Source organism: Arthrobacter sp. FW306-1B-F12A (assembly GCF_058781865.1).
The window spans coordinates 40,178-52,821 of sequence record NZ_JBYSXD010000033.1; the positions used below are offsets into that span (position 1 = coordinate 40,178).

A 12,644-nucleotide genomic window follows, 5' to 3' on the forward strand; every position below is an offset into this window, starting at 1 on the left:
AAAAGTGCCCACCCAACTGCCTGATCGGCAATGGGGTGGGCACTTTTTGCGTGAAGAACGCTTAGGCGTAGGCGTTCACGAGGCGCACGGCGCCGCCGTCGACGCCCTTGGCGCCCTGGACGTAGTCCGGGCCGCTCTTGATGATCGAGTCGGAGTCCGCGGCCACCGTACCCATGATCCACGACGGCAGGCCGCGTTCGTTGAGGCGGGCCACGGCGGCGTCGGCGATTTCGGGGGACACGATGGCCACCATGCCGACACCGAGGTTGAGCGTGCGCTCGAGGTCGGCCAGCGGAACATTGCCGAGCTCGGACACCAGCTTGAAGATGGCCGGCAGTTCCCAGGTGGCGCGGTCAACCGTGGCCACGAGGCCCTGCGGCAGGACGCGGGCCAGGTTGGCTGCGAGGCCGCCGCCGGTGACGTGGCTGAAGCCGTGCACGGCGCCGGGCGCAGTACCCAGGCCGCTGACCGGGAACGCGCGGGCGAGGTCCAGGCAATCGGCGGCGTAGACGCGGGTGGGCTCCAGCAGTTCTTCGCCCAGCGTGCGGCCGAGTTCGGAGACCTGGCGGTCAAGGGCCCAGCCGGCGTGGTTGATAACGCGACGGACCAGGGAGTAGCCGTTGGAGTGCAAGCCCGAGGAAGCCATGCCGATCACGACGTCGCCGGCGCGGACGCGGTCCGGGCCAAGCAGGGCGTCGGCTTCGACAACACCGGTAGCTGCACCGGCGACGTCGTACTCGTGCTCACCCAGCAGGCCCGGGTGCTCAGCGGTTTCGCCACCCACCAGGGCAGTGCCCGCCACGGAACAAGCGGCGGCGATGCCGCGGACGATGTCCGCGATGCGCTCGGGGACAACCTTGCCGCACGCGATGTAGTCGGTCATGAAGAGCGGCTCTGCGCCGACTACGACGATGTCGTCCACCACCATGCCCACCAGGTCGAAGCCGATGGTGTCGTGGATGTCCATGGCCTGGGCGATGGCCACCTTGGTGCCGACGCCGTCCGTCGACGTGGCCAGCAGGGGCCGCTTGTACGTGAGCAGCTTGGAGACATCGTACAGGCCGGCGAAACCGCCGACGCCGCCGAGCACGGAGCTGTTGTGGGTCGCCTTGACGGCGTCCTTCATGAGTTCGACGGCGCGGTCACCCGCTTCGACGTCGACGCCGGCGGACGCGTAGGTGATGCCGGTTGTGTTCTCAGCGGCGGAGGATGCGGAGGTCATACAGACTCTTTCTTATCGGCGTCGGTCAGCAGGTTCTCAAACTCGGCGTCGGGTCCGGGATCGCAGCCCGTGGCGCCGGGCTTGTTGGCCGGGTCGTCCGAGTCCGCGGTTACGGCTTCGGCGGAGATGCCCGACGTCGGCAGCCCGCCGAGGTCGGTGCGCTCCAGGAGGTTCTTGCCCAGTTTGTCCGAACCCGGAAGTGCGATGGGGTACTGGCCGGTGAAGCAGGCGGTACAGAGGCGTTCGCGCGGTTGCTGGGTGGCGCCGATCATGCCGTCTTCGGAAATGTAAGCCAGCGAATCCGCTCCGATGGCCTGGGAGATTTCCTCGATGGTGGCGCCGTTGGCGATCAGTTCAGCGCGGGACGCGAAGTCGATGCCGTAGAAGCAGGGCCACTGGACGGGCGGGGAGGAGATCTTGACGTGGACGGCTGCGGCTCCGGCCTCGCGGAGCATCCTGACGATGGCGCGCTGGGTGTTGCCGCGGACGATCGAGTCATCCACTACCACCACGCGCTTGCCGCGGATCACGGATTCGAGGGCGTTGAGCTTGAGCCGGATGCCGAGCTGGCGCAGGGTCTGCGAAGGCTGGATGAACGTGCGCCCCACGTAGGAGTTCTTGACGAAGCCGTGGGCGAACGGGATGCCGGATTCTTCGGCGTAACCGACCGCTGCCGGGGTTCCGGATTCGGGGACCGGGATGACGATGTCCGCTACCTGGGTGTTTTCGCGGGCCAGCTGGCGGCCCATCTCCACGCGGGACTCGTACACGGAGCGCCCGGCAATCGAAGCGTCGGGACGCGCAAGGTAGACGTACTCGAAAACGCAACCGGCCGGCGTCGCTTCCGCGAAACGCTGGGAACGGACGCCGTTTTCGTCAATGGCGATGAACTCGCCGGGTTCGATCTCGCGGATGAAGCTGGCCCCGACGGTTGCCAGGGCGGACTGTTCCGACGCGACGACCCAGCCGCGCTCGAGGCGGCCAAGGCACAAGGGGCGGATGCCGAAGGTATCGCGGGCCGCGTAGAGGGTGCCTTCGTCCATGAACACGAAGCAGAAGCCGCCCCGGATCTTGGGAAGCAGCTCAAGCGCGGTCTGTTCGAGGGTCTTGCCCTCTTCGCCTTCGAGGAGGGCAGTGACCAGGGCGGTGTCCGAGGTGTTGCCCTGCTTCATTTCGCCGGTCAACTGACCGCCGTTGAGTTCGAGGATCATTTCCCGGAGCTCAGCCGTGTTGGTCAGGTTGCCGTTGTGCGCGAGGGCAACGGTGCCGGTGGCGGTTGCGCCCAGGGTGGGCTGTGCGTTGGCCCAGTGGCTTGCTCCGGTGGTGGAGTAGCGGCAGTGGCCGACGGCAAGGTGCCCGGTGAGGGTGTTCAGGGTTGTCTCGTCGAAGACCTGGGACACGAGGCCCATGTCCTTGTAGACATTGATGCGCTTGCCGTCACTGGTAGCAATACCAGCCGATTCTTGTCCGCGGTGCTGCAACGCATACAGCCCGTAATAGGTGAGTTTTGCTACTTCTTCGCCCGGCGCCCAGACCCCGAAGACGCCACAAGCGTCCTGAGGTCCTTTTTCGTCGGGGAGAAGATCATGAGAAAGTTTTCCGTCGCCACGTGCCACTGGTCAATTGTCGCATGATGTTGGCGTGGTACTTTCCCTCACGCGACATTGTGACCCGGATCCTATGCCCCGGCGTCGTCCTCTGTGGGGCTGGGCACGGACTCGACGACGGCACGCTGGGAACGCCGCACGCTGACTTTGTCGAGGACGAGGGCCGCGACGGCGCCCAGCAGCACGCCGCCCGCGGCGAAGGACACAAGGAAAAAACCGAAGACCGCCCCCGTGTCGAAACTTTGGTCGCCGGGGATCCCGTAGGCAACGAACGCGGCAACAATGATGCCGAGCACCCCGCCGAGTCCCATGAAGGGAACGAACTTCGGCGCACGGCGGACCGTGATCCCGCGGCGTTCCGGAGTGCCGTTGTCTGCCGCGGCGTTGTGCGCCGCGCTGTTGTGTGACGTGCTGTTTTGTGACGTGCCGTCGGCGTTCGAGCCCTCAGAAACCATGCCTTCCAGCTTACCGTTTCGCGGAGGTTGGTTTGTGGTCTGAAGTCAGACCATTGACAGAGTGATGTGAAGTGGGTCACTATCGATGCGAGCGGTGTCGGCCCGTTCCCCCCTTCCGTTTAGAAAGAGAATAATCATGAGTGATCGTTCTACGGCAGCGAAGGTGCAGGCTGTGCAAGACGCAGATGCTGCGGCCCTCGCCGAGCTTGGCTACAAGCAAGAGCTACATCGCGGCATGTCCGGCTTCTCCAACTTCGCAGTCTCGTTTTCCATCATTTCGATTTTGGCTGGCTGCATTACCTCCTTCAGCATTGCGCTCAAGTCCGGCGGTCCGGCTGCCATCAACCTGGGTTGGCCGCTGGTTGGCGTTCTAGTCCTGTGCGTGGCGCTCTCCATGGCCGAGGTTTGTTCGCGGTACCCGACCGCCGGTGGCTTGTATTTCTGGGCCGGCAGGCTCGCCAAACGCAACAAGCGGGCCTGGGCCTGGTATGTCGGGTGGTTCAATTTCCTCGGTGAAGTGGCCGTCACGGCCGCAATCGACTTCGGCTGCGCCACGACAATGATGGCTTTCGCGGCGCTGACTTTCGGCGTTGAGCCCACCCCGGGCGGTACGTTCGCGCTGTTCGTCGTCCTCATGGTTATCCACGCCCTGCTCAACAGCTTCGGCGTCAAGATTGTCAGTTTCCTGTCCAATGTCTCGGCCTGGTGGCACATCGTGGGTGTCGCGATCATTGTGGCGGCGCTGTGGCTCATGCCCACGAGCCACCAGTCCTTTGACTGGACGATGACCGCGTGGCACAACGAAACCGGCTTCACTTTCGGGCCGTACGTCTTCCTCATGGGCCTGCTCATGTCGCAGTACACCTACACCGGCTACGATGCTTCGGCCCACGTTGCCGAGGAGACCAAGAACGCAGCCATTGCGGCTCCCAAGGGGATTGTCATGAGCGTCGTCATCTCCATCATTGGTGGCTGGATACTGCTCTACTCACTCGTCGCGGCGATCCCGGACGGCTCAGAGGAAGGCCTGACCACTCTTGGCGCTACGGCAACAGGCTTGCCCCCGGCGCAGATTTTCCTGGATGCATTGGGCAACCCCGGCGTAGCGAAATTCCTGCTGGCCATCGTGGTGGGCGCACAATTCTTCTGTGGCATGGCCTCAGTGACCGCCAACTCACGCATGACCTACGCTTTCTCCCGCGACAATGCACTGCCAGGCTCCCGCATCTGGGCCAAAGTCAACGCCCGGAGCGGCACCCCCACAAATTCCATCTGGCTCTGCGTTGGCTGCGCGATCGTGCTCGCCTCACCAGCCCTGTTCAACACCACCGCGTATTTTGCCGTGACGAGCGTGGCCGTCATTGGCCTCTACATCGCGTACATCACCCCCGTGTTGCTCCGCAGGCTCAACAAGAACTTCGTACCGGGCCCGTGGCACCTGGGGAAATGGAGTCCCATCATCAACTGGGTAGCGATTGTGTGGGTCGCCATCATCGTGATCCTCTTCGTTCTTCCGCCCGTCGCAGACATCACCATCGACACGTTCAACTACGCGCCCATCGCCGTCGTGGTCGTCTTCCTCCTTGCCACCGTGCTTTGGTACACCACGGGGCGCCGGACGTTCATGACGAGTGCCGAGCAGGAGCACCTGACGATCGACGCGGATAAGCTGCTCAACTAGCAACACACGCGGGCCGCCGGCGGTTCTCGCCGGCGGCCTCCCACCAAGGAAGGCCACCATGTTGTTCGCCGAACCGATTGAATCCCCCCTCCTGGAGACGGTCTTGCTTCCCGTGCGCGGACACATGGCTTTCGAGTCATGCGTTGAGCACTTGGGATCGGCAATCCAGTTGGGGATCTTCAAAACCGGTGAGCGCCTTCCGCCCGAGCGCGACTTGGCCGAGCGCATGCAGGTCTCCCGGGCCACGCTGCGGGAAGCGATCAGCGCGTTGCGAGCCGCGGGCTTCGTCACGACCGTCCGGGGGCGGGGCGGCGGAACCATCGTGGAACCGGTCGGCAACGCCCGGCCGCCGGAGCGCCTCGACAACAAGGACAGGCAGGGGGAAATCAGCGACATCCTCATCTTCCGTTCCGTGATTGAACCCGGGGCTTGCCAGCGGGCGGCCTCGATGCGGCTCAGCGAGGATCAGCGTCAGCTCCTGATTGATTCCTTGGCCGAGGTTGAAAACGCGGGTTCCCCGGTGGAATACAGGCAAGCCGACGCCCGCCTCCACCTGGCTTTCTCCGCTGTTGCGGGGTCGTCCGAACTCAATAAAGCCAGCACTACCATCCAGACAAAGATCCACGAGTTCCTCGCGGAGATCCCCTTTCTGCAGCGGAACATCGAACATTCAAACCAAGAGCATCGATTGATAGTGCAGGCCATCCTCGACGGCGAGCCTGCAGCGGCCCGAAGCGTCATGGAATTGCACTGCGAGTCCACTGCCGCACTACTCAAGGGACTACTGAAATGAGCAGCACTATGAACGACATTTCGAACACCGTGAAAACTACCGTTCACCCTCGCAATGACCGCATGCTCACCGTTGAGCAACTCAAGGCGCGGATTGCCGAGGGCGCCATAGACACCGTGATTCTCGGCTTCACCGACATGCAGGGCAGGCTTCAGGGCAAGCTCCTTCACGCGCAATTCTTCCTGGATTCCGTCCTGGAGCACGGCACGGAAGGCTGCAACTACCTCCTCGCCGTTGACACCGAAATGAACACCGTGGATGGCTATGACATTTCCTCGTGGGAAAAGGGCTATGGTGACATGCTCTTCGACATGGATTTGGACACCATCCGTGTCCTTCCCTACCGCGAGGGGAGTGCGCTGATCCAGTGCGATCTGTCCATGACCGACGGCACTCCGGTCTCTGTTTCGCCCCGCGCCATGCTCAAGCGCCAGACGGCCAAGGCTGCCGAACGCGGTTGGAAGGCACTTGCCGGAACCGAGCTTGAGTTTGTGGTCTACAACGACTCCTACGAGCAAGCATGGGACCTGGACTACAAGCACCTCACTCCTGCCAACCAATACAACGTGGACTACTCGCTCCTGGGATCGGGTCGCGTGGAACCACTGCTTCGCCGGATCCGGAACGAGATGTACGCAGCGGGCATGACCGTGGAATCAGCCAAAGGTGAATGCAACTTCGGCCAACACGAGATCGCTTTCAAGTACGACGAGGTAGTCACCACGGCGGACAACCATTCCGTCTACAAGACCGCGGCCAAGGACATCGCCCATGACATGGGCCAATCCATTACCTTCATGGCCAAGCCCAACGAGCGCGAGGGCAATTCCTGCCACATCCACCTGTCCCTTCGTGGACTCGACGATGAACTGGTCTTCTGGGACAAGGCCACCGGCGCCCGCACCAAGACCTACGACCACTTCATTGCCGGGGTGCTGGCCACGATGCGGGAATTCACGCTGTTCTACGCTCCCAACATCAACTCCTACAAGCGGTTCGTCAAAGGCTCGTTCGCTCCGACGGCGGTGGCCTGGGGCCTCGACAACCGCACCTGCTCGGTGCGCCTCGTGGGCCATGGTCAAAGCGCGCGCCTGGAGAACCGGCTGCCCGGTGGCGACGTGAACCCGTACTTGGCACTGTCGGCCATGCTTGCCGGCGGGCTCTACGGAATCGAAAACGAGCTCGAACTCGAGCCCGCAACCCTTGGCAACGCCTACACCTCGGGTGCTCCCACCGTGCCGACGACGATGCGGGAAGCGCGGGATCTGTTCGCCAACTCCGTGATCGCCAAGGAAGTCTTCGGCGAGGAAGTGGTGCGGCACTACGTGAACTACGCCGACGTCGAACTGGCAGCTTTTGAGTCCGCCATCACGGACTGGGAGCTCCGCCGCGGCTTCGAAAGGCTGTAGGCGATGACTCAGAATCAGACGCAGGCTCCAGGTTCAAGCCGGCCTCCTCGCATCGCGTTGACCACTTATCTTCAAAACGCGAAATGGGGGATTTGGGACGCGCGGGCAGCGGTACTGCCGGCAACGTATTTGGAAGCCGTGGTGGCGGCAGGCGGCACCCCTCTCCTGCTGCCGCCCATCGGCACCGACACTTCCGTCCTTGACCTCGTGGATGGCCTCATTGTGGTGGGAGGCGCCGACGTCGACCCCGGAAATTACGACGCCGAGCCCCACCCGAGCACACGCAGCCAGCCCGAGCGGGACGAGCACGATATCTCGTTGACGCTGGCGGCCTTGGAGAAGGGCATTCCGCTCTTCGCGATCTGCCGCGGCGCGCAAATCCTCAACGTGGCCCTGGGCGGAAACCTCATCCAGCACGTGCCGGACGTGCTGCCCGAGGCGAACTACCAACCTGCTCCCGGAGTCTACGGGGAGGTTGAGTTCGTTACTCGGCCGGGCAGCATCAGCGCGCAACTACTAGGTGAAAAGGCATCGGCGCCGGTCTATCACCACCAGATTCTTGACCGGGTTGCCGAAGGCCTTTGCGTCACCGCGCGTGCGGCGGACGGGACGGTCGAGGCCGTCGAATCGACCCAAGGAAGTTGGGCGTTGGGCGTTCAGTTTCATCCTGAACAAAATCGTTCCGACGTGCGGCTCTTCGAAGGATTCATTGAGGCTGCCAGAAGGTACCGGGACGGGGAACTCTACGCTGAGCGCCTCAACCCATCGACGGAATTCACAGCGACAGAAAAGAGCTGGGCGTGAGTGCCACAACTTTTGACATCATCAATCCGGCCACAGAAGAGTTCCTTCAAACCGTTGAGCTGGCATCCCTCGCCGAAACGGACGCGCTGATTGCCCGCGCGGCCGCTGCCTTCGAGACCTGGCGGAACGTGTCGCCGTCGGACCGGGCACTGCTCCTGCGCCGGTTCGCGGCCGCCGTCGACGCCGATCTGGAGAACCTCGCACAACTGGAAGTCCGCAACGCGGGGCATACGATCGGCAACGCCCGCTGGGAAGCGGGCAATGCGCGCGACGTCATCAGCTACTACTCGGCGGCTCCCGAGCGGCACTTCGGGCGGCAGATCCCCGTTGCCGGAGGCCTCGATGTGACGTTCCACGAGCCATTGGGCGTTGTCGGCATTATTGTGCCGTGGAACTTTCCGATGCCGATCGCGGCGTGGGGCTTCGCTCCGGCGCTCGCGGCGGGCAACACGGTGGTACTCAAGCCCGCGGAACTTACGCCGCTAACCGCGATGAGGCTGGGTGAGCTGGCGCGCGAGGCCGGCCTGCCCGATGGCGTGCTGACGATCATCCCCGGGAAGGGATCCGTTGTGGGGGCGCGCTTCGTGACCCACCCCGCGGTGCGAAAGGTCGTCTTTACCGGGTCAACCGGGGTCGGCAAGCAGATCATGGCCGGTTGTGCCGACCAGGTGAAGCGCGTGACGCTCGAGTTGGGGGGCAAGAGCGCGAACATCGTGTTCGCCGACGCCGACCTTGAGGCCGCTGCTGCCGCAGCACCAGGCGGCGCGTTCGACAACGCCGGCCAGGACTGCTGTGCCAGGTCCCGGATCCTGGTGGAAAAATCGGCCTACGACAGCTTCTTGGAGCTTCTCGAGCCCGCCGTTCGGGCTGTCAAAGTCGGCGACCCGGCGGATGAAAGTACCGTCATGGGGCCCTTGATTTCCGCCCGGCAAAGGGAAACCGTTGCAGGCTTTGTGCCCTCGGGAGCGCCCATAGCCTTCCAAGGCGACGTGCCCGAGGGGCCGGGATTCTGGTTCCCGCCCACGGTCCTGGCTCCCGACTCCTTCGACGACCCGGCAGTGCGGGAGGAGATCTTCGGACCGGTCGTCGTCGTCGTTCCCTTCAACGACGAGGCGGACGCCGTCCGGATTGCCAATGACACCGAATACGGCCTCTCCGGATCGATCTGGACCCAAGACATTGGCCGGGCCTTGCGCGTGGCCCGCGGGGTGGAAGCCGGAAACCTCTCGGTGAACTCCCACTCTTCAGTCCGGTATTCGACGCCGTTCGGCGGCTTCAAGCAATCGGGCCTGGGCCGCGAACTGGGTCCCGATGCCCTCGATTCCTTCAGCGATGTAAAGAACGTCTTCATCGCGCACTGAACCCACCAACTTTGGAAGCCCCATCATTCAAGGAGAGATCACCATGACCGAATTCATTTCACACCGACTCAAGGACCGCACTGCCGTCATCACGGGCGGCGGCAGCGGGATCGGCCTGGCCACCGCAAAGCGTTTTGCCTCGGAGGGTGCCAACGTGGTCATCGCCGATATCGATCCGGCAGCCGGAGAAGCAGCCGCGGCCGCCGTCGATGGCATCTTCGTGAAGGTCAACGTCACAGACGAGCAGGAAGTCATCGACCTCTTCGCCGCTGCCAAGAGCCACTACGGCAGCGTCGATATCGCGTTCAACAACGCGGGCATTTCGCCGCCGGACGATGCATCCATCCTCGACACCGGAATCGACGCCTGGCGCCGGGTCCAGGAGGTCAACCTGACGAGCGTCTACTACTGCTGCAAATACGCGCTGCCTTACATGTTGGAGCAGGGCAAGGGCTCGATCATCAACACCGCGTCCTTCGTGGCCGTGATGGGTGCGGCGACCTCGCAGATCTCCTACAGCGCGTCCAAAGGCGGCGTGCTGGCCATGACCCGTGAGCTCGGCGTCGAATTCGCGCGCAAGGGGGTGCGAATCAACGCGCTGTGCCCGGGACCGGTCAACACTCCGCTGCTGAAGGAACTCTTCGCCTCCGATCCGGAGCGGGCCGCGCGGCGCTTGGTCCACGTGCCCTTGGGCCGCTTCGCCGAGCCCGAGGAACTGGCCGCTGCGGTCGCCTTCCTGGCGAGCGACGACGCCTCGTTCATTACCGCTTCGACCTTCATGGTTGACGGCGGAATCTCCGGAGCCTACGTCACGCCGATCGACTAGCGGAAGCTTCCAGGTCGGTTCCCCACTCCAGCTGTGGGTGGGGAACCGATGGGTTAGCTGCCCCGGTACGTGGAGAACGCGAAGGGGCTGAGCAGGAGCGGCACGTGGTAGTGCTCACCGGCGTCGGACACCGTGAAGCTCAAGTCCACCTCCGGGAAAAAGGTGTCAACGCCTTGTGCCTTGTAATACGGACCGGTCGCGAAGTTCAAGCGGTAACTGCCGCCGTCGACCCTCTCAGGGCCAAGGTCCTTGATCCGGCCGTCCGCGTCCGTGGTGCCGCTAGCTACGTGGCGCCAGTTGTCGCCGTCGCGCACGGAGAGAACGACGGCGACGCCGGCCGCCGGGCGCCCGGAACCGGTGTCCAGGATGTGGGTGGTGATCTGGGAAACACTCATTTGCTGGGCTCTCCTTCGCTGCTCCCGCTGTCTTCGCTGATCACGCCGGCAAGACGCAGCAGGGCGATTTCGCGCAATTGTCCGGCCACGATCAGGTCTTCTTCTTCCGCGGTATGGGTCAGGCGCTCGTGGAGGGAGGCCAGGATGTCGTTGGCTGTCCGTCCTGCTGCCCGGATGAGGAAGACGCGGCCGAACTTGGCCTCGTACTCTCGGTTGCCTTCGGCCAAAGCGGTGACGACTCCGTCATCGCCGGGGTCGACGCCCGCCTGTTCGGAGCGGGACATCGCGGCTTCGGTGGTCTGCGCCTTGGGTCGTTCGCCGATCCGCGGGTGATGGGCCATCGCGGCCGCCACTTCGTCCGACGTGAACGGCTCGGCGGTTTCCCGGGCGAAATCGAGCAAGGAGTCCAAGCCGCTGAACGGACGCGCATCTGCGACGTGCTCCACCCAACGCTGGATGTCGAGGCATGGGCGGAGGACGTCGATGGCGTCCGCACGGTCCACGCTGTTGAATACTTCAAGCTGCATGCTTGTTCATTCCTCGTGCGAGTGCTGGCATCCATGGTGTTGGCTATGCGGAACTCCGGCGATTCCTGCCGGATGGACCTGCGCGCCTCCGCACTCCAGGCCTTCCACATCATGGAACTGTTATTTCAGCATACGTAATAGTGAATCCAATGACAGCCGTGGTGTCAAGAGAATACCGCACCCCGGTCCTCCCTCCTTCCCGCTTTGGCCTCTCTGCGACGCTCGCTCACTTATGCCGCCGTTTCCCGAAACGCTCGCTCACCTTCGGTGGGTTCTACCGAAACGCTCGCTCACCTTCGTCGCCTGGTGGACAATGTCAGCAACGAGCCAAAGGAGTTCCGTCATGCCAGAGGTCCTGACTTCCCGGTATCTGTTCGGGCCGGGTCCCAGCAATTGCTATCCGGAAGTGACGGCCGCATTGGGGTATCCGGTGATCGGGCACCTGGATCCCGTGTTCATCGAGCGACTGGACCGGACATGCGCGGGGCTTCGGACGGTGTGGGGGACCCGGAATGCCCGCACCCTGCCATTGAGTGCCACTGGTTCCGGCGGCATGGAGGCTGCCTTTGTTAATACAGTGTCCGACGGCGACGTGGCAGTAATTGCCGTCAACGGGCTTTTCGGGGAGCGCATGTGTGAGGTCGCCCGGCGGTGCGGCGCCACGGTGGTCCGCGTCGACCATGAATGGGGCCAACCGGTGGATGCGGAGCGGGTCCTCGCCGCGCACCCCCATCCCAAGGTGATTGCCGCTGTCCATGCCGAAACCTCCACGGGTGTCCTGTCCGACGTCGCGCCCCTTGGCGCCGGCAAGGGCGACGCCTTGCTGATCGTGGACGCGGTGACGTCCATCGGCGGACTGGAACTCCTGGCTGACGACTGGGGGATCGACGTCGGGTATGCCGGGACGCAGAAGTGTTTGGGAGCGCCCCCTGGCTTGTCCCCGTTCACAGTGTCCGAGCGCGCTTTCGAGCGACGCGTCAGGGAGCCTCGTTCGTGGTACCTGGATATCGGCCTTCTGGGTGGGTATGTTGGCGCGGCGAGTGGAAGCCGGACCTATCACCACACGGCGCCGGTGACCATGATCGCGGGGCTAGAGGCGGGACTTGACCGCATCTTGGCCGAGGGGCTCGCGGCTGTTCAAGCGCGGCACCGTGCCGCCGGGGCCGAGTTGCGCGACGGCCTCGAAGCGATGGGGCTCGAGCTGTTTGCCGCGGAGGGCTCGCGATTGCCGAGCCTCACCACGGTCAAAGTGCCCGACGGCGTGGACTCGGCCGCCGTCCGCGCCTACCTTTTGGAGAACTTCAGTATGGAAATCGGCTCCGGTGCGGGTGCGTTTACGTCGACCGTTTGGCGGATCGGCATGATGGGGCCGAATGCCAACAGGGCGTCGGTGAAGCTCGTGCTTGGCGCGCTGGAAGAAGCGATCGCGAAGGCATGACCCTCGCTCACATATCGACGCTCATGCCGTGACGCCCGCTCACATATGAAGGCCAATTCCGAAATGCCCGCTCACTCCTGGCCGAAAATAGAGAGTCCTCCTGCAGATCATGATCTGCAGGAGGAC

General features: G+C 63.7%; 12 protein-coding genes. 7 read left to right on the forward strand and 5 right to left on the reverse strand.

What is annotated here, in order from left to right; genetic code table 11:
* Positions 1-61 precede the first annotated feature (61 nt).
* From purM to AC3WJU_RS15515, 3 genes are all read right to left on the reverse strand, one after another.
* Positions 62-1,222 (reverse strand): phosphoribosylformylglycinamidine cyclo-ligase, encoded by a 1,161-nt coding sequence (gene purM, locus AC3WJU_RS15505; protein WP_492260297.1) that lies wholly within the window; start codon positions 1,220-1,222, stop codon positions 62-64.
* The gene (gene purF / locus AC3WJU_RS15510; protein ID WP_284991916.1) at positions 1,219-2,838 is read right to left on the reverse strand and encodes an amidophosphoribosyltransferase; all 1,620 of its coding nucleotides are present in this window, start codon (positions 2,836-2,838) and stop codon (positions 1,219-1,221) included. The genes purM and purF overlap by 4 nt, the downstream gene beginning before the upstream one ends.
* Positions 2,839-2,900: 62 nt before the next feature.
* Positions 2,901-3,284 (reverse strand): hypothetical protein, encoded by a 384-nt coding sequence (locus tag AC3WJU_RS15515; RefSeq protein WP_492260298.1) that lies wholly within the window; start codon positions 3,282-3,284, stop codon positions 2,901-2,903.
* Between the two features lie 136 nt (positions 3,285-3,420).
* Here AC3WJU_RS15515 and AC3WJU_RS15520 point away from each other — a divergent pair, with 136 nt between their 5' ends.
* From AC3WJU_RS15520 to AC3WJU_RS15545, 6 genes are read left to right on the forward strand one after another with little or no spacing between them, the layout of a single operon-like run.
* Positions 3,421-4,965: an amino acid permease gene (locus AC3WJU_RS15520; RefSeq protein WP_306962019.1), complete on the forward strand. Its 1,545-nt coding sequence runs from the start codon at positions 3,421-3,423 to the stop codon at positions 4,963-4,965.
* A gap of 58 nt (positions 4,966-5,023) precedes the next feature.
* Positions 5,024-5,758, forward strand: a complete 735-nt coding sequence (locus AC3WJU_RS15525; protein ID WP_284752949.1) for a FadR/GntR family transcriptional regulator — start codon at positions 5,024-5,026, stop codon at positions 5,756-5,758.
* Positions 5,755-7,167 (forward strand): glutamine synthetase family protein, encoded by a 1,413-nt coding sequence (locus tag AC3WJU_RS15530; RefSeq protein WP_492260299.1) that lies wholly within the window; start codon positions 5,755-5,757, stop codon positions 7,165-7,167. Before AC3WJU_RS15525 ends, AC3WJU_RS15530 begins: the two co-directional genes overlap by 4 nt.
* Positions 7,168-7,170: 3 nt before the next feature.
* Positions 7,171-7,971 carry a gamma-glutamyl-gamma-aminobutyrate hydrolase family protein gene (locus tag AC3WJU_RS15535; RefSeq protein WP_492260300.1) on the forward strand — a complete coding sequence of 267 codons (801 nt, stop codon included), beginning with the start codon at positions 7,171-7,173 and terminating at the stop codon, positions 7,969-7,971.
* Positions 7,968-9,332 (forward strand): aldehyde dehydrogenase family protein, encoded by a 1,365-nt coding sequence (locus AC3WJU_RS15540; RefSeq protein ID WP_492260301.1) that lies wholly within the window; start codon positions 7,968-7,970, stop codon positions 9,330-9,332. Before AC3WJU_RS15535 ends, AC3WJU_RS15540 begins: the two co-directional genes overlap by 4 nt.
* A gap of 43 nt (positions 9,333-9,375) precedes the next feature.
* Positions 9,376-10,158 carry a 3-oxoacyl-ACP reductase gene (locus AC3WJU_RS15545; protein WP_171983479.1) on the forward strand — a complete coding sequence of 261 codons (783 nt, stop codon included), beginning with the start codon at positions 9,376-9,378 and terminating at the stop codon, positions 10,156-10,158.
* A 53-nt stretch (positions 10,159-10,211) separates the two neighbouring features.
* Here AC3WJU_RS15545 and uraH read toward each other — a convergent pair whose 3' ends face one another.
* Positions 10,212-10,553, reverse strand: a complete 342-nt coding sequence (gene uraH / locus AC3WJU_RS15550) for a hydroxyisourate hydrolase (protein ID WP_265979873.1) — start codon at positions 10,551-10,553, stop codon at positions 10,212-10,214.
* Positions 10,550-11,080 (reverse strand): 2-oxo-4-hydroxy-4-carboxy-5-ureidoimidazoline decarboxylase, encoded by a 531-nt coding sequence (gene uraD, locus AC3WJU_RS15555; protein ID WP_284991923.1) that lies wholly within the window; start codon positions 11,078-11,080, stop codon positions 10,550-10,552. Before uraD ends, uraH begins: the two co-directional genes overlap by 4 nt.
* Before the next feature lie 343 nt (positions 11,081-11,423).
* On the opposite strand from uraD, the gene AC3WJU_RS15560 reads away from it, so the two are divergent.
* Entirely contained in the window at positions 11,424-12,518 is a 1,095-nt protein-coding gene (locus AC3WJU_RS15560; RefSeq protein WP_492260302.1) for a pyridoxal-phosphate-dependent aminotransferase family protein, read from the forward strand.
* Positions 12,519-12,644 lie beyond the last annotated feature (126 nt).